Here is a 22883-nt window from a genome sequence, read left to right as displayed (position 1 = left end):
ATATTACTGAATATAATTCTAATAAGAAATATGGTAATATATAAGTAAAATAGAGAATTTAAGGAGAAATAATGAAGGAAATTAATATATTTGAAATAGTTCCAGAGAATTTTTTTGTTCCACTTTCCAGCCAAGGAAAGACTCTATATATTAAAATTATTTCTTTAATATATAAATTGGTTCAAAACGGTTTGTCTTATGGTATTGATAAAGACATATTAGTTGATGAAATTGAAGAGTATTTAGTATTAATTAATTATGATATTGAAAATGAAGAAGATGAACAGTTGAACAATAATAGGGAAAAAGCAAATTATTTGATTAGAAAGCTAATTAATTATGGATGGATTTATCCAGAACAGACTAATGACTATAAACAAATTATAAATTTTCATGATTATGCAATTGTCATTTTAGAAGCTTTCTTAAAAATAGTAAATAAAGAATCTTTAGAGTATCAAGGAAATATAATAAGTATTTATTCTATGCTGTATTCAAATGAAAAGGCAGGAGTTGTTATTAAACAGGTTTTTGAAAATACTAAAGGAATTATAAGTGGATTGAAAAACTTGAATTCAAATATAAAAAAGTATATGGATAGATTAACTAAACAGAAAACACCTGAAGAGATAATGCAAGAGTTCTTTGGAAACTATACTAAAGAAGTAATTGATAAAGCATATCATAGATTAAAAACTTCAGAAAATGTCTCGAAATATAGGCCTAAAATTATTGAAAAGCTTAATGAAAGTTTAAATAGTAGTGAATTTTTAAGTGAAGCTGGAGAGTTTTACAGAGAAGATGAAGAATTGGGCTCTTTGGATGAGGGAATAGAAAAAGTTAAGGATATAGTTCATAACATAATAAATGCATTTAATGAATTAGACGATATTATGCATGATATTGATAGTAAGAATGCTAAATACATAAGAGCAGCTGTAACTAGGGCTAAGTTTTTACTTAACAATTCTAAAGATATGACAGGTACCGTAAAAGGAATTTTAGAGTACATAAGTAATGAATATAAAGAACTTGAATTAAGTTTATCATCAGACTATCTGGAGGAAGTTACAGATTTATTCACTTTATATTCTTATGGTTATATAGATGAAACATCTCTATATATTGCAAATGAAGGAAAAAAATCCTTTAAGCCAGGTAAGATTTTAAGCGATACACTATCAAAGGAAGAACGTCAAAGAAAGATTGATGAATTTAAGAAAAAGCAGGAAAAACAGTATTCTCCTAAGAAGGTAAATGAAATAGTTGATGAACTTTTAGGAGATAAAAAGATGGTTCTTGCAAGTGAAATTGAGATAAATAGTGTAGATGATTTTATTAAGATCATTTATATAAGGTTATATGGTAATCATGTTTTAGCTAAATATTCTATTAACAGAAAAGATATTATTGCTTCGAATAATGGATTTACTTTTAAAAACTTTGAGATATGGAGGAAGTAATTTTGATATATGATTCACTGTCCATTAAAGAGAAAGATGAATTTAAAAAGGTTTGTAATAAACTATTAAGCTATTGTTTAATTTGTAAGCAAAAGGAAGACACAAAAAAGGATTATTATTTTGCAGAAGGACATAAAGATGCAATTAATGAATATTTTGAACCACTAGGATTTGAACTTGAAATTAATAAATCTATAAAGGCGGCTCAGCTTATTAATAAGTTTGGTAATAATAAGATTTCATTAAAACTTATAGATAGTATTACTCTTTTAATACTAAGGATTTTATACCAGGAAAAAATGCAGGAATTATCCTTATCTCAAGTTGTGATTGTGGAAATAGAAGAAATACAAAGTAGGTTTATGGCTCTTGGATTTAAAGATAGATTAATGGATAAAACATTACTTAGGCAGGCGTTAAGAACTTTAAAGAAATTTAATATCATCGAAACATTGGATAGAGATATTACTTTGAGTGATGCGAGAATCATAGTTTATCCAACAATTCAAATGATAGTAAGAAGCGAAAATTTAACTAGTATTTATGAAAAATTAGAAACTTATAAAAGAAAGGGGGTAAAAGATGATGAAGAGGTTAACGGGGATTAGGCTAGTTAATTGGCATGCATTTAAGGATGAAACAATTGAAATTAAAAACTCAACTCTTTTATCAGGAGAAAATGGAGCAGGAAAGTCCACAATTTTAGATGCTATTCAATTTGTCTTAACTTGTTCTAAAAATAATTTTAATAAGGCAGCTAATGAAAATTCCAAAAGAAGCTTATCTGGATATGTAAGATTTAAAACAGGAAGAGAAGACAATGAATTTGAAAGAAGCGGAGATATTTCAGCTCACGTAGCCTTGGAATTTTATGAGGAAAGTAAGAAAAATCATTTTATAATTGGGGCAGTGATTGATTCAGCTTCTGAAACTTCAGAAAAGGTTCTTTGGTATAGAGCAGAAAAATGCAGATTTGAAGATGTAACTTTCATAGTTAATAATGAACCTACTGATATATCTAATTTTAGAACATATGGAAAAGAAGTAAATATGCCATTTTCATCAACAAGGATAGTAGATGCTAAAAAAGATTTTTCTCACAGACTTGGACGGTTAAATGAAAAATTTTTCGAATTGCTTCCAAAGGCTTTAGCATTCAAACCAATTTCTAATGTTAAAGAGTTTGTATATACTTACATACTAGAAGAGAAATCAGTTAATATTGATGAACTTAGAGAAAATATACGAACTTTTAAAGAATTTGAAGACGTCTTAAATGAAGTGAAAGTAAAAATTAAAAAGCTTGAAGAAATAAAGGCTAAGTATTCCTTATATGAAAGTATTTCAAGGACAATAAGTCTGCATGAATACATAGTATTAAAAGCAGAAGAAGAGCTTTTAAAAGAAGAAATTGAACAAAAAATAAAAGAAATTACTGCTTTGAATGTTAATATTGATACTTTAATTAACAAGAATAATGTTATTTATGATGAAATAAATGACAAAACAAAGATTGCTAATAACATCCGAGCTGATTTATATTCGAATTCTGAATACAAGGCATTAGAGACTATGAAGAATTCTTTAGAACAAGCTGAAAAAGATTATAGACATGAAAAAGAAAATAAAGATCGATTTTTAAAACAATTTAGTGAACAAAAATCTTATATTAAAGAATTAAGCAGACTTCTATTGGATACGGATACTATAGGTGACTTTTACAATAAAATGATTTCACTAGATGAAAATAATATAGAAGAATATAAAACAACATCAATAAATACTGAAAATGTAATTGATAAAACTAAACAGAATAAGGAAAAGTATAGAGCTGAAAAAGAATATGAATTAAAACAGAAAGAAGATAATAGAAAGGATATAGAGAAACAAATTTCTGAACTTGAAAAGAGAAATCTTCAATATCCCAGGGAAGTTATGCTTTTAAAAGAGGAGATCATAAAGGAAACAAGAAAATTAGGAAGAGAAATTGTTCCAAAAATATTGTGCGAATTATTAGAAGTTACAGATCCAGTTTGGAAAAATGCTGTTGAAGGGTATTTAAATACTCAGAGATTTTATCTTATTGTAGATGAAGAAGATTTTGACTCAGTACTTAAAATTTATGAGAGATTAAGTAAAGCACAAGGGTTACATTCAGTTGGAGTAATAAACACTAAGGGGCTTGAAAAATATGATAATCCTTTAGAGAATTCCTTAGCAGAGGTAGTAGTGTCTAAAAGCCTTGATGCTAAAAGATATATTAATATGATATTAGGAAATGTAATAAGATGCACTCATGTTTCAGAATTGAAAGAACATAAAACATCCATAACTCCTACATGTATGATGTATAAAAATAATGTTGCAAGAGCTATAAATCCAAAGACATACAAAACTCCTTACATAGGTGAAGATGCTTATAAATATCAACTAGAGCAGGCAAAAGATAATCTTAGCATATTATTATCTGAAATTAATGTTTTAAAAGAAGATATTAATATAGTTACAAATATAATTAAAACAATTAATAAGCTTAGGCTTGAAAACTTAAGGGAAAAGTGTGATGTTTTAAAAAGAATAGTAGATATAAGTAATAAGGTTTCAATACTTAAGGAAGAGATTCTTGAGTTGGAAAAGAATAACAGCTATATGGCCCTTCAAATAAAACTTAATGAAGTTCAAGAGGAAATTAAAAGTTTGAATTTAAGTAAGAAGAAGATAGAAAATGAGTTGATAAATAAAAAAGGAAACTTATCTTCGATTAATAATATTATTGATGACAAAAGAAGAATTCTTTCTATAAAAAAAGTGCAGGTAGAGGAAAATAAAAGTAAAATTGGCTCTTTAGCCAAAGAGGCAGAAGACAGATTTATTAAAGAAACTGAAAGTAAATCTTTTGAAGTCATTAAAAATAATTTTAATGTGAGTAAGGAAGGAAATAAAACTAAATTATCAAAAACTGAAGAAGATTTAAAGAATCTTCAAGGATCATATAATATTACTTATGATTTCGGAGCAGAAGTTGGGATAAATGGTATTAATACTTTTTTAGATGAACTTGATAATCTTGTGAAAAGTAAAGTTATCGAATACGAAGAGCAAGTTAAAACTTCAAGGAAAAATGCAGAAGAAGAGTTTAAGGAACACTTTTTATCTAAAATTCAAGAAAATATTAATACTGCGAAATCCGAATTTAAGGGATTAAATAAGGGCCTTAAAGATGTCAAATTTGGAAATGAAGAATACGAGTTTAAAATTGGAAAAAGTAAAGAAAACAAAGAATATTATGATATGATAATGGATAATGAAAATATAGGTGAAGGTTTCACTTTATTTAGTACATCTTATGAAAATAAGCATAAGGAACTCCTAAATGAATTATTTGATAAGTTAACTTTAGATAATGAAAGTAATGAAGCAGAACTTATTAAATTAACTGATTATAGAAATTATATGAGCTATGATATAGAGATTAAATATAATGATAATACTACATCATTATTTTCTAAAGTATGCAGGGAGAAGAGTGGAGGAGAAACTCAAACTCCATTTTATGTTGCAATGGCAGCATCATTTCTGCAGCTTTACAAAGGGGTATCTTCATCTTCAGAATCTATAGGAATTATATTATTTGATGAAGCCTTTGATAAAATGGATGATGCAAGAATTATGTCTATGATGGAATTTTATGATAAATTTAATTCTCAGCTGCAATTATTAATAGGAGCACCACCACAAAAAATTGAGCCTATAACTCCTTACGTAAATACAGTGCTTCTTGCAATAAAAGCAGATAAATTCAGTATTATAGAGGATATGATAAATGAAAAATTATAAAAAAATACTATTAAATAAGTTAATTGATTCTTATGAAAGCAGTGTCATTTATAAGGGGGATGCGTTAAGAGATACACAGATATATTTGAAATTTAATTTGAAAAGTATAAAGGAATATTTTGATGAACTAAATTACAAATATAAAGAAGAAATTGATGTAGCTTGTAATCAGCTAGAAATTGAAAAATTTATAAAAGTATATAAAGGAAAAGGATACAAAAGCCATATTATAGAAAAGATTCAATTAAACCTTGAGAATATAGAAGCAGCATATTTATATCTCAATAGGAAAGAAAAAAAGCAAAAAGAAGATGAACTTTCCATATTATTGGAAAGTTATAAAGAACGGGAAGATGCTCTTGGGAACTTTGCAACATATATTACAGATAAACTTAAGAGTAATGGATCTGTAAAAAAATATTTAGATATTGATAATGTATCGGAATGTAAGGATATATTAAAAGGTATAGATGAAGTGCTAAAGCAAGATGAAGAAATTTTTAGAAGAAATTTTTCCGTCAAAGTTTATGGGGATTCCAAAAGGTATGAAGCTATAGAGGGCAAAATAATTAAGATTATAAAAGACTTTTCTAGTGATGAAGTTCTTAATGATTATAACATTTTGAAGAATTATACCTATGTTTATTTTAAAGGAGATATAAGCTTGAGGCTTAAAGAAAGTAAAATAAATGCAAATGATTTTCTTGGAGGTATAGCTGTAAGTTCAAAGGATATAGAAAATATTAAAGAAATTAAAGTTTCAGGAAGTAAACTAGTAACAATTGAAAATTTAACATCATTTAATAATTATACTGGAGATGGAGGTGTAATTTATTTAGGTGGGTATCATAATAGTGTTAGACAAAATTTATTAATTAAAATTTATTCTGAAAATCCTAATATAAATTATTATCATTCCGGTGATATTGATGCAGGAGGCTTTAAAATTTTAGTTCATTTAATAAAAAAGACAAAAATACCATTTAAAACTTTAAATATGGATAGTGAAACTTTATGTGAAAATATTAATTATGCTAAGGATCTTACAGCTAATGATGTAAATGAGATTAATAGATTATCAGAAATTGAAGAATATAAGGATTATATAAATGTCCTATCTATGATGATTAGACTGAATAAAAAATTAGAGCAGGAAATAATTTTTTGACAATTGAATTATTAAAATGAATTAAGAAATTGGATCGAAAATAGGCATAAAATCCCTGAATATATTGAAGTGGATCTTATTAACCACATTCAAATGAAAAATTTAAAGTTAATTATAGTTTAAAAAGAAGCTCCAAAATAGTATCACAAAAGCCATATAATTTAAATTAAACGAGGTATAATATGGGCAAATTTAAAGAAATATCAATAGAGTAAGATAATCACTTAAATATGAGAGATTACAATTAAGAAAGCTAGATATAGATTTAGATAAAACTTATATAGAGAATGAAAATGAAAAAATATCTCTAAAAGAATTATTTAAATGATAACTATATAATTAATTATATGAGGAGAAAACAACTAATGAATACTGTAGTATATCTAACAAGGCATGGACAAACAGAATGGAATATTGAAAGAAGATTACAGGGGAGAGGAAACTCGCCTTTAACACAGGCTGGAATTGCTAGAGCTATGGAGCTTCGGGACAGGATTAAAGATATAGATATTGATGTTATATATTCAAGTCCAATAGAAAGAGCATTAGTTACTGCTAACATAATTAAAGGGGAAAAGAAAATAGAAGTTATAACAAATGATGGATTAATGGAAATGTGCTTTGGTGATTATGAAGGTAGAAGAACAGATGAAGTTATGAAAGAAAATCCAGAATGGAATATTGATTTAATTATGAATGGTGATGTTAATTTATGTGCTCCAAATGGTGAAACATTAGGATGTGTTAGAACTAGAATAAGTGAAACTATGGATAAGTTGATAGAGAAAAACAGAGGAAAAACTATTTTTGTAGTAGCTCATGGAATAACACTAAAGGCTTTAATGTACTATTTTAAAGATGAAGAAGTAAATATAGAAGTTATGGGCCAAGCAACTTTAACAAAGATAACTGTAGACAAGAATAATAATTTTAATATAGAATTTAAAAACGATGATAGTCATTTTACAGTAAAAGGGCAAAAATTAGGATGGTAAATAAAGAGGAATTTTTAAAAAGACCAGTTAAATGTATTAAGGCGCTTTTAAGAAGATAAGATTTAATGCCTAGAAGTACTATTGATAAGGAATTAGCAGAGGATTCAGTGAAAATATTAGAAGCCGGAAGGAAGATATAAAAAATAGATAAAGTGACTGTTTTGTGATACTGGTGAATATTATTGGTAATTATGTTAAAATATAATAAAACATTAATTTAAAATGAAGTGGTAAAAAGTGGGGGAGAATATGAAAAAGTTAAAATTGACAAAAGTAATAGCTAGTGTATTAATAGTAGCTTCAGTATTATTATTAAATCCAATAGGTGCAAGTGCAGAATGGCAACAAAATTCTAATGGCTGGTGGTATTCAGAAGGCGATTCATGGGCTAAAGGTTGGAGATATATTTCTGGAAACTGGTATTATTTCGGTACTTTTGGATATATGGAAAAGAATCAAGATGTAGATGGCTGGTATTTAGATGATAATGGAATTGGGATAGAATGTATTAAAGCTGGGGAGTTTGATATTCTTAAGTCAACTAGCGGAATTGTAAAATTTAATAGAAATGTCCCTTGGGGTCCGGGAAAAACTGGTATTCCACTAGTTATACCAGGAAAAATAGGAGATATTGAGATAAAAAGCATAGGAAATAGAGGATTTTATAATTGTGAGTTTTTAACAGATGTAACAATTCCAGATAGTGTAACTAGTATTGGAGATAGTGCATTTGAAAGGTGTGTTAGTTTAAAGAGGATAATAATTCCAGATAGTGTGGAAAGTATAGGACGTGATGCATTTGACGAGTGTGATGAGGCTGTATTTTATGTTAATAGTGAAAAAACAAAACAATATTTAATCAAGTATGGTATATCCCCAAGTAAAATTATATTAAATACTAAATGATGCTCATTAACTAAATTTATATTGGAAGGAATTGCTGATTTTAAGCAATTCCTTTTAAAATTTAAACAAAAGATAAAAAAGGTAAAGGTAATAAGATGAATAAAACTTTAAACTAAAAGGTTTCAATATTATCAAGGAAACATTGATTTAGACCTAATAAGTAAAGGTGACGATTATAAAATATTCAAAACTCAGTAAAGAAGAAATATTAAAAATTAAAATTTAAAGTATAATAATGTATACTATAATAGCATATGATTTTAGGCGGTAAATTAGTAAAAACTTGATTTACTGCTTTTTCATATGTACCAATATGATATAATTTTACATAAGTACAATATCAGATAATTACAGAATTCTGTTAAGAGGCAAAAACTTGTATGATCCTAAATGGAGTTAAAAAGTTATATAGAGAAAAAGCTTTTAAAATAAGGGAGAATTTAATAAAAAGACTTATAGGATACTTAAATTCGCAGATATAAAGGGAAAAAGATAAATAGTAACTCTTTTAAGTAGGAAAGGAAGGAATAGTATGTCACAAGTAAAGCAGATGCTTGAACCTATTTATGATGAAAAATCAAGGATATTAATACTTGGTACATTTCCATCAGTTCAATCAAGAGAAGCTCAATTTTATTATGCCAATGCCAGAAATAGATTTTGGAAAGTAATAGCAGGAATTTTTGATTGTAATGAAGCTAATACAACTTTTGGCAAGAAAGATATGCTTTTAAATAATGGAATTGCGCTTTGGGACGTAATAGAAAGCTGCGAAATCACAGGATCAAGTGACAGTAGTATTAAGAATGTAGTACCAGCAGATCTATCTATTGTATTGAATAATGCTAGCATTGAAAAGATATATGCAAATGGTGACAAGGCTTTCAAACTTTACATGAAATATACATATCCAATAATAAAAAGAGATATTATAAAGTTACCTTCAACTAGTCCCGCCAACGCTAAATTTACATTAGATACTCTTATAGATTATTGGAAATGCATAAAAGAGTAAAGGCAGTTAAAAATGATATTTCAGTGGAAGTACCCACAGTGCTTTTGTTAAAAACATAGATGAGATAAAAGTTGATAGTATAGGAATCAGTAATATAGATCAATTAAATATTCTTTTAAAGGAATATGGGTTTGAATAAAAACTTTTTACAATTTAACAATGAAAAAAGTTAAGAAGATTAGAATGAAAAAAATTTTAGTTTCTTAATATATGGTATAATAATTACTATATAAGTGGTTCGGGTATCAATGTAAAAGATAGAATACAACTACGGAAAAGAGGTGTTGATTTTGAACAGAAGATTTAATACAACAGGTGTTTGCATTCCTCATTTGCATTATATGGTTGATATAACAAATAAGCTAACTCAAATAAAAAATATGGTTTATAGAGGAGATTATTTTGTTATAAATAGACCAAGGCAATATGGAAAAACTACTACAATGTATATGCTAGAACAAGAATTGAAAGACGAATATTTAGTTTTAAGTATTAGTTTTGAAGGTTTAGGAGATTTAATATTTGAGGAAGAAAAAACTTTTTCTAAAACAATATTAAAAATCTTCGGAGATAGCATCCAGTTTAATTACCAAGAATATTCATCTAAACTTTATGAAATGTCTGAAGATATTAATGATTTAAATGCTGTGTCAAAAGCTATTACAAATTTCTGTAGAATTGTTGACAAAGAGATTGTACTGTTTATTGATGAAGTTGATAAGAGCTCTAATAATCAGTTATTTATGAGCTTTTTAGGAATGCTTAGAAATAAATTTTTATTAAGGCAACAGGGTAAAGATAAAACCTTTTATTCAGTAATTCTTGCTGGGGTGTATGATATTAAGAATTTGAAGCTTAAAATCAGACAAGATGACGAAAAAAAATATAATAGTCCTTGGAATATAGCAGTAAATTTCAATGTAGATATGAGTTTTAATTCAGATGAGATAAGCACCATGTTAAAAGAATATTCAGAAGATAAAAATGTGACAATTAGTATTAAAGAAATTTCAGAAATAATTTATTTTTATACAAGTGGTTACCCTTTCTTAGTAAGCAGACTTTGTCAGATAATTGATGAAAATCAATTATTATGGAATGAAGAAAATATTAATAGATCAGTAAAGGAATTGCTACAAGAAAATAATACACTTTTTGATGATTTAGTAAAAAATATTGAAAATAATAATGAATTTAAAGATTATATATTTGATTTAATAATTAATGGTACGGAAAAGACTTTTAATATTCATAATCCACTTATTAATTTAGGAGTTATATATGGATATTTAAAAAATATCGATGGAACAGTAAAAATGTCTAACAGAATATTTGAGCAAATGCTTTATAATTATTTCTCTTCCAAGCTTGAAAATAAAACAGATATGTCAACTTATAATTTTAAAGAAAATTTCATAATTGAAAATGGATTAGATTTTGAAAGGATACTTTTAAGATTTCAGCAGTTTATTAAAGAACAATACAGTTCCATTGACTCAAAATTTATAGAACGTGAGGGTAGATTACTATTTTTAGCATTTATAAAACCAATAATAAATGGTGTAGGGTTTGATTTCAAAGAAGTACAGATTTCTGAAGAAAAGAGACTTGATATAGTAGTTAGCTATCTTTCAAGTAAGTACGTAATTGAACTTAAAATATGGAGAGGTGCTGAATACCATAAAAAAGGATTAAATCAGCTTAAAGACTATCTTGATATTCAAGGGTTAGATAAGGGATATCTTGTTGTTTACAATTTTAATAAAGATAAAGAGTATAAAAAAGAAATAATACACTATGAAGGAAAGGAAATATTTGTAGTGTTTGTTTAGATAGTGAATAGTTATTAGTAATTTTTGCAGAGCAGCATAGCATACTATTTAAAGATGAAGAGTGAAGCTATGACAAAAAGGTTTAATACAACAGGCGTATGTGTACCTAAAAAGTATTATATGATAGATATATCAGGAGGAATTGAAAAAAGAGCTTAATTTAATATGTTTTTAACTTAGCTAACTCCTAAATGAGTTAGCTAAGTTATTTATTTTGTTATCTTTTTTAGTTACTCTTTAAATAGCTTGAACTTTTTAAGCATCCTGCTTTAGGAAGCTGTATTGAGCTGAATACAGTTTATAATAATAGCCATGATTTTTAAGGAGTTCATCATGAGTACCTGACTCAACTATTCTGCCTTTAGAAAGAACAAAAATTTTATCACAATCTCTTATTGTAGAAAGTCTATGAGCTATTACTATTGAGGTCCTTCCTTCCATAAGCTTTTTTATACCTTCTTGAACTAATAATTCAGTTTCAGTATCTATATTTGCAGTTGCTTCATCTAGTATTAGTATTCTTGGATCTGCAATTAAGGCTCTTGCAAAAGCTATTAATTGTCTCTGACCAAGGGATAGTCTTGAGCCTCTTTCATTTACATCAGTATCATATCCCTTTTCTAGTTTTTCGATAAACCCATGAGCATTAACAGCCTTTGCAGCTTGTATTACCTCTTCATCTGTAGCGTTTAATTTACCATAGCGTATATTTTCTTTAATTGAGGTTGAAAATAAAAATGAATCTTGAAGCATTATACCCATTTGGCTTCTTAAGCTTTCAACAGTGACGTCTTTTATATCTACACCATCAATTTTTACACAGCCAAATGTAGGGTCATAAAATCTGCTAATTAAATTAGTTATAGTTGTTTTTCCTGCACCAGTTTCACCAACTAAAGCTATTTTTTCACCAGCTTTTAATTTAAAAGAAGTATTCTTAAGGGCTGGAATATCAGCGTTAGTATAGGAAAAAGTAACATGATCAAATTCGATATCTCCTTTAATTTGAGGGAGAGACCTAATTGATGCTTCATCTACAATATCACTTTTGGTATCTAAAATATCAAAAATTCTTTCGCCAGCAGACATACTAGTGACAAAGGCATTATAAAATGATGAGAGATTTATTATAGGTCTCCAAAGCATTTCAATGTACATAAAAAATGCCATTAAGGTACCTAAGCTTAAATTTCCTTGTTTGCTTAACAAATATCCAGAGCCGAGTAGAATTACCATACTTAAACCACGGAAGGAAGTCAAAAATGGCCAAAAGAAATCTTGAGTAAATACAGCAGTCATAAAACCTTTTGCATGATTTCCAATATGGCTGTCAAATTTATCTTTAGCGTAATATTTTCTGCTAAAACCTTGAATTACCTTCATACCTGATAAAGATTCATGAGTGTATCCAATTAAAGAAGAACGATGTTCTCTAAAAATTTTCCATTTATTATCTGCCTTAATTTGAATGTAGAACATTGCAAATAATAATAAAGGCATTGTAATTAAGCAGATACCAGCTAGCATTGGATTCAATATAAGCATTAGGCAAATTACAAGGATAATAGTAAAAACATTAGGAATTAAATTTACAATACTATTATTTAATAAATTTTGAAGAGCATTTACATCTCCAACAACTCTTGAAATAATCTTTCCAACGGGTCTATTATCAAAAAAGTTAAAGCTTAAAGTTTGTATATGAGTATATAAGCTATGTCTAATATCCACTAAGATTTGATTGGTAATCTTAGACATGGCGATAGTTCTGATTCCAGATAAAATCATTGAAAATATATTCATAAGTATTAATCCACATCCAAGAAGAAATAAAGCCTTAACATTTTTATCTGCAACAAAAGTATCTATAGATATTTTCATTAAATAAGGGGTAACTGAATTACAAGCCATTACAATAAGTAAAAGTAAAATTACAAGAGTAACTTTCAGCTTATAAGGTTTAACATAGGTTAATAGTCTTTTTACTATTTGAATCTTTGATGATTCATGTAAAATATCATTCATATTAATTCGCCTCCAATGTAAGTGCTTCAAAATCCTGAAATTGGTGAGAATATACACTATGATAGTAACCTTTAGCCTTGACTAAACTTGAATGATCACCTTTTTCAACAATTCTACCATCTTTCATAAATAGAATGATATCAGCGTCTTTTACACCAGATATCCTATGGGCAATTATAAAAGTAGTTGCTTTTTTCTTATCATTTTTTAGATTTTGAAGAACTTTAAATTCAGTTTCCATATCAAGGGCAGAAGTTGAATCATCCAAAATTAAGATAGGTGATTTTCTTAATATTGCTCTTGATATAGCAAGTCTTTGTTTTTGTCCTCCTGATAGGCCAAGACCTCTTTCGCCAATAATGGTATCAAAACCTTCTGGCATTTCTTTAATAAAGGAGTAAGCAGCACTATCTTTAACAGCTTTAATTAAAGCACTTTCAGATTTATCACTTCCAAAGTCTATATTGTTTTTTATTGTATCAGAAAATAAGAAAGTATCTTGAAATACAACAGACATATTAGCTCTTAAAGTTTCTAAGTTCCAGTTCTTAACATTAACATTATCAACTAAAATTTCTCCTTTAGTTACATCGTAATACCTGCCTATTAGAGAAAGTAATGTACTTTTACCACATCCAGTGGTACCCATTATTGCAACAGCACTTCCGTGAGGAATATTTAAATTTATATCATGAAGTACTTCAACATTGTTATAGGAAAAGCTTACATTTTTAAATATAATATCTCCTTTAACTTCAGTAGGGTTATAACCATTTTCCTTGGAAGTAATTTCAGAATTTCTATCTAAAATATCAGTTATCTTACCCATAGAAGCTTTATTTTGTGAAAGTAAGTTAATAAAAAAGCCTAAATTCTTTACACACCAAGAAAGATTAAAAATATAACTAGTAAATGCTACTAAACTACCAAAACTTAAATTTCCTTGAATACATAAATAACCACCATAAACAATCATTAAAATTGGTGCAGCGTTTGTTAAAAGTTCAATTATAGGACCATAAGTCCCAACTATTTTTGCTTGCTCAACATTTAAATCAAAGAATTTTTTGTTTACTTTCAAAAATTTTGATATTTCATATTTTTCACGAGCAAAAGCTTTTACAAGTCTGATACCAGAAACATCTTGCTGAACTATAGAGTTTATTTCTGCTGTTTGGTCACTAATTTGTGAATATACAGTCCAGAACTTCTTGTCCATAATTGTTCCAATATAAGCAACGGGTAATAAAACAAGTAAGCAGATAATAGTTAAAGTTTTATTTATATTAAACATTATAAAGGCAGAAACTGAAAAAAGTATTATTGCTTCCAATAGCAATCTCAGTCCAAAGGATAGAGTGTCCCATACTACATCTACATCTTCAATAATTCTCGAAAGTAATTCACCAGTGTTATTATTATCGAAAAAAGAGAATTCAAAAGATTGAAATTTAGAGTATAAATCTTGTCTCAATTTTTTACACACTATAAGAGCGAATTTATCAAACAAATACTCATTTAAGTAAGAAAATAAACCATGAGTTAGCGCAACTGAAGCAACAACTATTAAAAATATAATTAAATAATTATCCATATGACCAAGAATTATATTATCAATAAATATCTTTTGAAAGTAAGGATAAGAGCTATCTGCACAGATGGAAACTATCATAGCAAACATAGGCAAAAGTAGTAATTTCCATTGTTTTGCAATGTAATTTTTAAATAAGGTCATAAAATTTCCTCCTTTTTGGCATATGATTTAAATAATCTGATAGTTTGATATGCCTAGATATTGCATGATGTTTAAAATTTTAAATTTATAAAGTTTTTAATTAGGTGCATGAAGATAAATAATAAGTTTTGAATATGCCCTAAGTTAAACAAAGCAACTTTATAAACCTTTAAACGCAAAAAAGACACAGCTATTCAGAGCTGTGTTCAACGCAAAATAATATAAAAGTTAAATGCTAAAAGTTAGTGATAGATATCACATAGCAGTTCTTTCGCGAGGTTTCACAGATGAATAAGTACATGTATTTAATTTTATAAATGTAATAAATAATATAATTGTATTCATAGTTCAACCTCCTTAAAAAATTATTTTTTAAACATCATGTTGCAAATATACTACAAATTAACAAAAAAGGCAAGAGAATAATTTAATTAAAATTAAAATGTATAATACAAGTAAATGCGCATAATGATGCAAAATGGATGTTTATAGATGATATAGACAGCCTTAACTGGGTGCCAGCAGATATACTAGTAATTAAAAAGCTTAAAACACGTGAAGAAAATTATATTTAATCATTTTATCCAAATCTATGCTATAATAAACATAAAAATTGGAAAACCCTAGAAAGAGTGATTTTAATGAAAGATACAATAAATAGAATAAGAAAATTCAGAAATGACAGAGATTGGAATCAATTTCACACCCCAGCCAATCTATCTAAAGCTATATCCATAGAAGCAGGAGAGCTTCTAGAAGAATTTTTATGGGATGAAGAAAACTATAATAAAGAACATGTTTTAGAAGAGCTGGCTGATGTTATGGTTTATTGTATACATATGGCTGATTCATTAGGAGTAGATTTAGAGAAAATCATAAATAGCAAAATGGATAAAAACGAAGAGAAATATCCAGTAGAAAAAGCTAAAGGTAACAGCAAGAAGTACACAGAATTATAAAATCATAAGTACAATTAAATTCAGGAGATAATCCTACTGACCCTAAAGTTGTATATATGCTAAAATTAATAGGCAGTTTATCTTTTTAAGTGATAGACTGCCTATTTTGCAGACTTTCGATAAAGTTCTGGGGTAATACCATAGTGATTTTTAAAGGCCTTTTGAAAGTGGCTTTGGCTGGAATAGTAAAGAAAACTACTTATTTTGCCGATGATTATATTATGGAAAGGATATGCTATAATAAACATAAATAAACCGAAAAATATTCAAACTAAGTAAGGAAAAATATTAAATATGATGGTATAAAGGTGGAGATTATGTTTAGAAAATTATGCATTGGATTAATAATTATAGGAACAATTGCAATAACTGTCTCATGTAGTGGAAAGACAAATGATTTATCAAAGGAAGCTATGGCAAATAACAATGTTTCCTCTGAAAGTTCTAAAATAGAAAATAATAAGACAAATGGAGATGTAGCTCAAAAGGCCAATAAGTCATCGTACCAAAGTTCATATAAAATAATAAGCGAAACTTATGATGATAATCAAGGGACTAAGATAAGCTATCCTCAAATAACAGATTTTAATGATGCTGAAAAACAAAAAAAATTGAATGAGACTATCAAAAATGAAGCATTAAAGGGTAATAATTATTATAAAGATGTGGACGGTAAGGTAACCATTGATATAAAATATGAAATTGTTTGCCAGGAGCCAGAGCTTCTTAGCATAATTTACTCTGGGGTAGGGAACGTTTCAGGAGCTGCACATCCAAGCAATCTTTTTTATACCACTAATCTTGATATTATAAATAATAAGAAATTAAGATTAAATGATATTGTAGATGTTAATGATGATTTTGTTAATATGCTTATTACTGGAAAATTTAAGGCAGTAAATAGCGATTACGAAGCTCAATATAAATCTGATATTAATACATCTTCTCTTGATGATTGGAAAAAAAGACTTTTAGCTGCAGATCCATCAGATAATATGGGAAGTGAATTTAGTTATATGACTAAAGATTCCTTAGGTCTTAGCGTAGGTGTTATTCATGCACTTGGTGATCATGCAGAATTTGAAATCAAGTATAAGGATATATGGAAATATATTAAGCTTAAGGATGATGCACATTTTCAAGATTTTTTTAAAACTGCTGATTAAAGAAAGATGGGCTATTTTTTGTGAACTTTCTCACTATAAAAGACCATCGATTTGGCACAGGCATAGCTCTTGGTGAAAATCAATATGAGCAGATGGATGAAGAGGTTACAGTAAAGCTATCCACTATGGATGGCTTTTTTCAATATAAAAACAAAATTACTGCCTAGATTTAATGTACTATAAGTTGGGCATATTTGGAACGCAATGGTTAATTAGTTGTAATATTGTTAATAATAAAAACAACGGATAAAAAGTAACGAGTTCTTCTAATTTTAAAATATGAACCTAAAATTAGAGGAGAGAATTTTGTTATATAGATGATTGACGTTTTAAATTATGAATAAATTATAAGTACTAAAAACAATGAAATATAAATATAGGAAGGAATTTAAATGAATAATGCACAAAGAATTTTAATGGCAATTTATTTTCCAATAACTATTTTGATCTTAATTTTTGATAATATTTATCCTAAAGAAAATATGGTTTTATATCTTAAATATGTTATCATGGTTACTCTTTTTTTATCAGCAATAACAATAAAGAAGAAATTTTTAGAGCAAAAACTAATGGCTTTATCCTTCTTTTTCCTTGTTATTGCTGATTTCTTTTTAGTATTTGCATATACGATGCAAATAAATATAGACTTATCTCTATTTGGAGTTTTTGGATTTCTGTGTGCTTATCTTTGTTTAATTGTAGCTTATCAAAAAAATTTTAAATTAAGAAAGGCAGAAATATCAATTGCAATACTTTTTGTAATTATTTTTATTGCAGTGTTTTGCATTTTGATGCCATACATTAATAATTTAGTAATGAAAGCAGGGATCTTAATATTTGGTGCTGTTTTATCTTATATGACTTGGACATCCGTCTGTACTATTTTTAGAAATTATTTTACTAAAAAGGCTTCATGTATAATAGCTGTTTCTAGTTCTTTAATGTTTGTCTGTGATGTTGGCGTAGCATTTTCAGTATTTTATCCTCCTTTTGTGCAGCAGACTACATGGCTTACTAATATTATATGGATAGCATATATTCCAGGATGGACACTTTTAGCTGTATTAATTTGTGAGAAAGATTTACTCTATTAGCCAAACGCCTCCTTAACTTTACAACAATTATAAATTATGATATTATAACAAAAAGATTGGTAAAATGTTATCAAATCATTATGAAAATATGAAATAAATTATCATAATGATATTAAAATTAGTAGTACAGTAGGAATGTGTTAATTATGAAAGTGAAAAATTAGGAGGACAGTAATATGGTAGGAAAAAGAAAATTGGCAATGTTATTATGTACAGTTTTAGTAGGTGGAGTGCTTTCGGGATGTGGACAAGATACAACAGGTTCTAGTAAAGAGAAAACTACTTCATCAGAAGTAAAAAATATTGGAATTATACAATTAGTACAACATGACGCATTAGATTTAACTAATAAAGGTTTTATTGATGGACTGAAAGAAAAAGGATATGAAGAAGGAAAAAACATAAAAATTGAGCAGCAAAATGCTCAAGGTGATCAATCAAATGCACAAACCATATCTAAACAATTTACAGATAGTAAGAAGGATTTAATCTTTGCAATTGCAACACCAGCAGTTCAAGCGGCGTACAATTCTACTAAAGATATACCAATAGTATGTTCTGCAGTAGTAGATCCAGTAAAAGCAGGAGTTGCAAAGGATTGGAAGAGTTCAGGTACTAATGTTACAGGTACATCAAATAAGACTCCAGTAGATAAACAAATGGAATTATTAGTAAAGTTAATTCCAAATGCTAAAACTGTAGGGGTAATTTATAATTCATCAGAAACTAATGCTGTAATTCAAGTTAATGAATTTAAGGCTGAAGCAGAAAAACATGGAATTACAGTAAAGGAAATAGCAGTCACTAATACAAATGAAATAAATCAAAACTTATCAAGTGCTCTTGGTGAAATTGATGCACTATACACACCAACAGATAATACAGTAGCTTCAAGCTATACATTAGTAGGTAAGCTTTGTTTAGAAAAAAATATTCCTGTAATTGGTGCAGAAGACGCTGCGATTAGTAAGGGCGCTCTTGCAACATTAGGTATAGATTACTATGAATTAGGAAAAGAAGCAGGCTTTGAAGCTGCAGAAATATTTGAGGGAAAGAAGCCTTCAGAAATTGAAATAACAAAATTAAGTGAAATAAAAGTAGTTATAAATACAGATGTTGCAAAGAAATTGAATATTAAGATTCCATCAGATATAGAAGCTAATGCTGAAAAAGCAACAGGTGGTATTGTTGAATAGTAGTGACTAATTTACTAATGCACAATCAAAAAAATTGAACTTGTTATTTTATTTCATGTCCCTAATTATTAATGGAAGTAGATGGTGATTAAAAATGAGTATAAAAACTAGGAAAATAGTAATAGTTGGAAGTGGAAATGTAGGTTCACATTGTGCATTTTCTCTAGCAATACAGGGTATATGTGATGAAATTGTAATGATTGATAAAATAGAAAATAAAGCAAATGCAGAAGCAGTTGATTTAAGTGATACAATTTCATATTTACCTCATTATGTAAAGAGTAAAAAAGGAACTTTTAAAGATTGCGAAGATGCAGATATTGTAGTAGTAAGTCTTGGAGTTCCACCAGAGGATAATAAATCACGTTTAGATTACTTAGAAGATACAATAAACGAAGTAAATACTATAATAGATCCAATACTAGAATCAGGATTTAATGGTATATTTATAGTTATATCAAATCCAGTAGACGTAATAGCTCATTATATATGGAAAAAAACAGGTTTTCCGAAAAACAAAGTGTTTGGAACTGGAACAACGTTAGATTCATCAAGGCTTAGAAGAATATTATCAGATGAAGCAGGCATAGATCAAAAATCTATACAAGCATATTGCATGGGAGAACATGGGGATTCACAAATGGTACCATGGTCACATGTGTATTTTGGTGGAAAACCATTATTTGATTTGATGAAGGAAAAACCAGAAACTTATGGAAATCTTAATTTAGATGAGTTAGCTAGTAGAACAGCAAATGCAGCATATGAGATAATAGCTGGAAAAGGATGTACAGAGTTTGGAATAGGCGTAGGTTTAAGTGAAATAGTTAAAGCAATACTTCATGATGAAAAGAGAATACTTCCTGCATCTACATTATTAGAAGGACAATATGGTGAAGAAAATGTTTTTGCAAGTGTACCTGTTATATTAGGCAAAAATGGAGTAGAAGAAATTGTTGAAATAAACTTGACGGAAAAAGAAAAATCACAATTTAATCATACATGTGGAATTTTAAGAGAATATATAGAGAAAGCCAATACACTTTAAAGTTGAAAGAACCCTAAAACAAGGGTTCTTTTTTTGCAATTAAATTAGATATTTTATATTAATAAATTTAGCTATTTGGACTTAAGAATCACCTTTCTAAGAAAATTGGGTTTTCAAAAGTAGATGATACAATTCATTTAATCCATATATATAATCTTATATTATAATCTTTGAACATTTGTAGCCATAGGGCCCTTTTCGCCACTTTCAATGTCGAAGGTAACACTTTCATCTTCATGCAGATCTTTATCAGGCCCTTTATCTTTAATTTGTGAATGATGTACAAAAACATCATCTCCTTTGTCACAAGATATAAATCCATAGCCTCTTTCTGTATCAAACCATTTAACTACGCCAGTAACTTTAGCCATGAAAAATTCCTCCTTTTGCAATAATTATATTTTATAGTCTTTGTTAAAAGAATGGATTTTAAACATTAAAATAATATAATAAATCAAAAGTTTAAAGTAAAAAATAATCTACTTTAAGCTTTTTTTTGATTTATATTAAATTCTAATATAAAATTAGAAAAAATGTGTTATAATTATAAACAAAAGAATATTATGGGAAAATAGGTTTAAAGTGCGAGTTTATTTGTCGAATTTGGCAATAAAACAGTGCAACAATATTTTTGCAGAGAGTAATGGTATAAAAAAATAGCGAAAATGAATTTGGAGGTGATTTTATTTTGAAATTAAGTAATATCAAAATAAAAAGTAAATTACAATTATTAAGTTCAATACTATTGATTTTTACAGTATTTGTTGGTGTTTTCGGTTACATTGAGCTGAAAATAAGCAATGATAATATGGAATCAATGTATAATAATAAATTAAATTCAATTAATTGGTTAAATGATAATAGAAATCAGGCAAGGGCAATTGAAGCAGATATGTATTACATAATATTATATCCAGATGATAAAGACAAACAAAATGAAAAAATGAAGGACATTAAACAAAGAACGCAAATGTTTGATGATAACTTTCAAAACTATAAAAAGGTAGATTTAGATACGCATGAAAAAGATATGATTCCAATGATAGAAAATGATTTATCAACATATAGACAAGCAATGGATGAGATATTAAAACTTGCTTTAGAGGGAAAGCAAAAGGAAGCATTAGAAAAGAATGAAGATATTAAAGATGTGGCCAACAATTTTCAAGCAAATTTAAAAGAGTTAGCGGTGCATACTGTAAAAGAAGCCGATGAGATTAATGAGTTAAACAATGAGAATTACAAAAAGATAACATTAATCTTTCTTATATCTATAGCTGTTTCTATTATAGTAGGATATTTGATGTCTAAGATTATCACAAAAAATATAGTTAAACCTTTAGATATTTCAGTTAATTATTTGGACATACTATCAAGTGGAGATTTTACGAGTGAAGTACCTGTAGAATTTAAAAAGAGAAAAGATGAAATAGGAACAATGGCGAAAGCTTTAGATAATATAAATGTAAGCTTAAAATCATTAATTAAAAATATTGTAGAAGAATCAGATAAAATAGAAGAGGTTGTTAACATAGTAAATAATGAAGTGAAAATTCTTAATGGGAATATAGAGGATGTTTCAGCAACTACGCAGGAACTTTCAGCAACTATTGAGGAAACCTCAGCTTCAGCAGAAGAAACTTCAGCAACTTCTCAAGAAATAGGTAAGGCAGTACAATCAATAGCTGAAAAATCACAAGAGGGAACGATTCAAGCAGGAGAAATAAATAAAAGAGCACAACAAACTAAAGAAAATATTGAAAATTCTCAAAAGACAGCTCATAATGCATTTGTAAATACAAAAGATGGACTTGAAAAAGCTTTAGAAAAGTCAAAAGTAGTTGAAGAAATTAATGTACTATCTGATTCAATTATGCAGATAACAGAACAGACAAACCTATTGGCATTAAATGCAGCGATAGAAGCAGCAAGAGCTGGGGAAGCAGGGCGTGGATTTTCTGTAGTTGCAGACGAGGTAAGAAAACTTGCAGAACAGTCAAAAGATACTGTATCAGAAATACAGAAAGTAACAAATAAGGTTAGAGAAGCTGTTAACGATCTTTCATATAATTCAAATAATCTTTTAGAATTTGTGTCTAAAGATGTAAAGAGAGACTATAGTAATATGCTTGAAGTAGCAGGAAAATATAGTGAAGATGCAAAATTTGTAGATGACCTTGTTATGGACTTTAGTTCAACATCAGAGGAACTTTTAGCATCAATTAATGATATTTTAAAAACTATAGATGGGGTAGCAGAAGCAACAAGCGAAGGAGCAAGTGGAACGGTAGATATAGCAAATAAAGTTGCAGAAATTAGTCATAAATCTAATGAAGTATTAGAACAGGTTACACAAACAAAAGAAAGTGCAGAAAAGTTAAAGACTGAAATGTCTAAGTTTAAAGTTTAAGTTATATATATGAAGAAAACTCAAATAAGTAATA

At 28.0% G+C, this 22883-nt stretch carries 19 protein-coding genes; 15 read left to right on the top strand and 4 right to left on the bottom strand.

What is annotated here, in order from left to right; genetic code table 11:
* The first annotated feature begins 71 nt into the window (after nucleotides 1-71).
* The 8 genes from F3K33_RS14170 to F3K33_RS14130 all read left to right on the top strand — a co-directional run bounded on the left by F3K33_RS14170 (nucleotide 72) and on the right by F3K33_RS14130 (nucleotide 11216).
* On the top strand, nucleotides 72-1463 hold the full coding sequence (locus tag F3K33_RS14170; RefSeq protein ID WP_039768642.1) for a Wadjet anti-phage system protein JetA family protein: 1392 nt from the start codon (nucleotides 72-74) through the stop codon (nucleotides 1461-1463).
* 2 nt (nucleotides 1464-1465) lie between these two features.
* Nucleotides 1466-2071: a DUF4194 domain-containing protein gene (locus F3K33_RS14165; protein ID WP_039768640.1), complete on the top strand. Its 606-nt coding sequence runs from the start codon at nucleotides 1466-1468 to the stop codon at nucleotides 2069-2071.
* Nucleotides 2046-5300 carry an ATP-binding protein gene (locus tag F3K33_RS14160; RefSeq protein WP_039768638.1) on the top strand — a complete coding sequence of 1085 codons (3255 nt, stop codon included), beginning with the start codon at nucleotides 2046-2048 and terminating at the stop codon, nucleotides 5298-5300. Before F3K33_RS14165 ends, F3K33_RS14160 begins: the two co-directional genes overlap by 26 nt.
* On the top strand, nucleotides 5287-6468 hold the full coding sequence (locus F3K33_RS14155; protein WP_039768636.1) for a Wadjet anti-phage system protein JetD domain-containing protein: 1182 nt from the start codon (nucleotides 5287-5289) through the stop codon (nucleotides 6466-6468). The genes F3K33_RS14160 and F3K33_RS14155 overlap by 14 nt, the downstream gene beginning before the upstream one ends.
* 365 nt (nucleotides 6469-6833) lie before the next feature.
* Nucleotides 6834-7463, top strand: coding sequence for a histidine phosphatase family protein (locus F3K33_RS14150; RefSeq protein WP_023977005.1), 630 nt, complete (start codon nucleotides 6834-6836; stop codon nucleotides 7461-7463).
* A 249-nt stretch (nucleotides 7464-7712) separates the two neighbouring features.
* Nucleotides 7713-8369 carry a leucine-rich repeat domain-containing protein gene (locus tag F3K33_RS14145; protein ID WP_012059002.1) on the top strand — a complete coding sequence of 219 codons (657 nt, stop codon included), beginning with the start codon at nucleotides 7713-7715 and terminating at the stop codon, nucleotides 8367-8369.
* Nucleotides 8370-8901: 532 nt separating this feature from the next.
* Nucleotides 8902-9384: a DNA-deoxyinosine glycosylase gene (locus F3K33_RS14140; protein WP_039768634.1), complete on the top strand. Its 483-nt coding sequence runs from the start codon at nucleotides 8902-8904 to the stop codon at nucleotides 9382-9384.
* A 290-nt stretch (nucleotides 9385-9674) separates the two neighbouring features.
* Complete coding sequence (locus tag F3K33_RS14130) at nucleotides 9675-11216, top strand: GxxExxY protein (protein WP_039768632.1); 1542 nt, start codon at nucleotides 9675-9677, stop codon at nucleotides 11214-11216.
* A gap of 255 nt (nucleotides 11217-11471) precedes the next feature.
* On the opposite strand, the gene F3K33_RS14125 is transcribed toward F3K33_RS14130, so the two are convergent.
* Both F3K33_RS14125 and F3K33_RS14120 read right to left on the bottom strand, forming a co-directional pair.
* On the bottom strand, nucleotides 11472-13241 hold the full coding sequence (locus tag F3K33_RS14125) for an ABC transporter ATP-binding protein (RefSeq protein WP_039768630.1): 1770 nt from the start codon (nucleotides 13239-13241) through the stop codon (nucleotides 11472-11474).
* A gap of 1 nt (nucleotide 13242) precedes the next feature.
* Nucleotides 13243-14976 (bottom strand): ABC transporter ATP-binding protein, encoded by a 1734-nt coding sequence (locus F3K33_RS14120; protein WP_039768628.1) that lies wholly within the window; start codon nucleotides 14974-14976, stop codon nucleotides 13243-13245.
* A gap of 641 nt (nucleotides 14977-15617) precedes the next feature.
* On the opposite strand from F3K33_RS14120, the gene F3K33_RS14115 reads away from it, so the two are divergent.
* Nucleotides 15618-15935 carry a nucleotide pyrophosphohydrolase gene (locus F3K33_RS14115; protein ID WP_039768626.1) on the top strand — a complete coding sequence of 106 codons (318 nt, stop codon included), beginning with the start codon at nucleotides 15618-15620 and terminating at the stop codon, nucleotides 15933-15935.
* Nucleotides 15936-16036: 101 nt separating this feature from the next.
* On the opposite strand, the gene F3K33_RS14110 is transcribed toward F3K33_RS14115, so the two are convergent.
* Nucleotides 16037-16183, bottom strand: a complete 147-nt coding sequence (locus tag F3K33_RS14110) for an AraC family transcriptional regulator (protein WP_077723666.1) — start codon at nucleotides 16181-16183, stop codon at nucleotides 16037-16039.
* A 69-nt stretch (nucleotides 16184-16252) separates the two neighbouring features.
* On the opposite strand from F3K33_RS14110, the gene F3K33_RS14105 reads away from it, so the two are divergent.
* The 5 genes from F3K33_RS14105 to F3K33_RS14085 all read left to right on the top strand — a co-directional run bounded on the left by F3K33_RS14105 (nucleotide 16253) and on the right by F3K33_RS14085 (nucleotide 20439).
* Nucleotides 16253-17101: a polysaccharide deacetylase family protein gene (locus F3K33_RS14105; RefSeq protein WP_051144760.1), complete on the top strand. Its 849-nt coding sequence runs from the start codon at nucleotides 16253-16255 to the stop codon at nucleotides 17099-17101.
* A gap of 20 nt (nucleotides 17102-17121) precedes the next feature.
* Complete coding sequence (locus F3K33_RS26610; RefSeq protein WP_023976499.1) at nucleotides 17122-17268, top strand: hypothetical protein; 147 nt, start codon at nucleotides 17122-17124, stop codon at nucleotides 17266-17268.
* 225 nt (nucleotides 17269-17493) lie between these two features.
* Nucleotides 17494-18195: a lysoplasmalogenase family protein gene (locus F3K33_RS14095; protein WP_039768625.1), complete on the top strand. Its 702-nt coding sequence runs from the start codon at nucleotides 17494-17496 to the stop codon at nucleotides 18193-18195.
* A 176-nt stretch (nucleotides 18196-18371) separates the two neighbouring features.
* Nucleotides 18372-19391 (top strand): ABC transporter substrate-binding protein, encoded by a 1020-nt coding sequence (locus tag F3K33_RS14090; protein WP_023976496.1) that lies wholly within the window; start codon nucleotides 18372-18374, stop codon nucleotides 19389-19391.
* A 94-nt stretch (nucleotides 19392-19485) separates the two neighbouring features.
* Nucleotides 19486-20439 carry an L-lactate dehydrogenase gene (locus F3K33_RS14085; protein WP_023976495.1) on the top strand — a complete coding sequence of 318 codons (954 nt, stop codon included), beginning with the start codon at nucleotides 19486-19488 and terminating at the stop codon, nucleotides 20437-20439.
* A 161-nt stretch (nucleotides 20440-20600) separates the two neighbouring features.
* Here the strand turns inward: F3K33_RS14085 and F3K33_RS14080 are convergent, their stop codons facing one another.
* Nucleotides 20601-20810: a cold-shock protein gene (locus tag F3K33_RS14080; protein WP_023976494.1), complete on the bottom strand. Its 210-nt coding sequence runs from the start codon at nucleotides 20808-20810 to the stop codon at nucleotides 20601-20603.
* A gap of 317 nt (nucleotides 20811-21127) precedes the next feature.
* On the opposite strand from F3K33_RS14080, the gene F3K33_RS14075 reads away from it, so the two are divergent.
* Entirely contained in the window at nucleotides 21128-22849 is a 1722-nt protein-coding gene (locus tag F3K33_RS14075) for a methyl-accepting chemotaxis protein (protein ID WP_084670492.1), read from the top strand.
* Nucleotides 22850-22883: the final 34 nt, after the last annotated feature.

Source organism: Clostridium beijerinckii (assembly GCF_008705175.1).
GTDB classification, from domain to species: Bacteria; Bacillota; Clostridia; order Clostridiales; family Clostridiaceae; genus Clostridium; species Clostridium beijerinckii.
This window is presented reverse-complemented; position numbering and strand designations above follow the sequence as displayed.

Coding starts and splice junctions, on each gene's coding strand:
- F3K33_RS14170 (WP_039768642.1), top strand. CDS start 72: ATGAAGGAAATTAATATATTTGAAATAGTTCCAGAGAATTTTTTTGTT.
- F3K33_RS14160 (WP_039768638.1), top strand. CDS start 2,046: ATGATGAAGAGGTTAACGGGGATTAGGCTAGTTAATTGGCATGCATTT.
- F3K33_RS14155 (WP_039768636.1), top strand. CDS start 5,287: ATGAAAAATTATAAAAAAATACTATTAAATAAGTTAATTGATTCTTAT.
- F3K33_RS14150 (WP_023977005.1), top strand. CDS start 6,834: ATGAATACTGTAGTATATCTAACAAGGCATGGACAAACAGAATGGAAT.
- F3K33_RS14145 (WP_012059002.1), top strand. CDS start 7,713: ATGAAAAAGTTAAAATTGACAAAAGTAATAGCTAGTGTATTAATAGTA.
- F3K33_RS14140 (WP_039768634.1), top strand. CDS start 8,902: ATGTCACAAGTAAAGCAGATGCTTGAACCTATTTATGATGAAAAATCA.
- F3K33_RS14125 (WP_039768630.1), bottom strand. CDS start 13,241: ATGAATGATATTTTACATGAATCATCAAAGATTCAAATAGTAAAAAGA.
- F3K33_RS14120 (WP_039768628.1), bottom strand. CDS start 14,976: ATGACCTTATTTAAAAATTACATTGCAAAACAATGGAAATTACTACTT.
- F3K33_RS14115 (WP_039768626.1), top strand. CDS start 15,618: ATGAAAGATACAATAAATAGAATAAGAAAATTCAGAAATGACAGAGAT.
- F3K33_RS14110 (WP_077723666.1), bottom strand. CDS start 16,183: ATGTTTATTATAGCATATCCTTTCCATAATATAATCATCGGCAAAATA.
- F3K33_RS14105 (WP_051144760.1), top strand. CDS start 16,253: ATGTTTAGAAAATTATGCATTGGATTAATAATTATAGGAACAATTGCA.
- F3K33_RS14095 (WP_039768625.1), top strand. CDS start 17,494: ATGAATAATGCACAAAGAATTTTAATGGCAATTTATTTTCCAATAACT.
- F3K33_RS14090 (WP_023976496.1), top strand. CDS start 18,372: ATGGTAGGAAAAAGAAAATTGGCAATGTTATTATGTACAGTTTTAGTA.
- F3K33_RS14085 (WP_023976495.1), top strand. CDS start 19,486: ATGAGTATAAAAACTAGGAAAATAGTAATAGTTGGAAGTGGAAATGTA.
- F3K33_RS14080 (WP_023976494.1), bottom strand. CDS start 20,810: ATGGCTAAAGTTACTGGCGTAGTTAAATGGTTTGATACAGAAAGAGGC.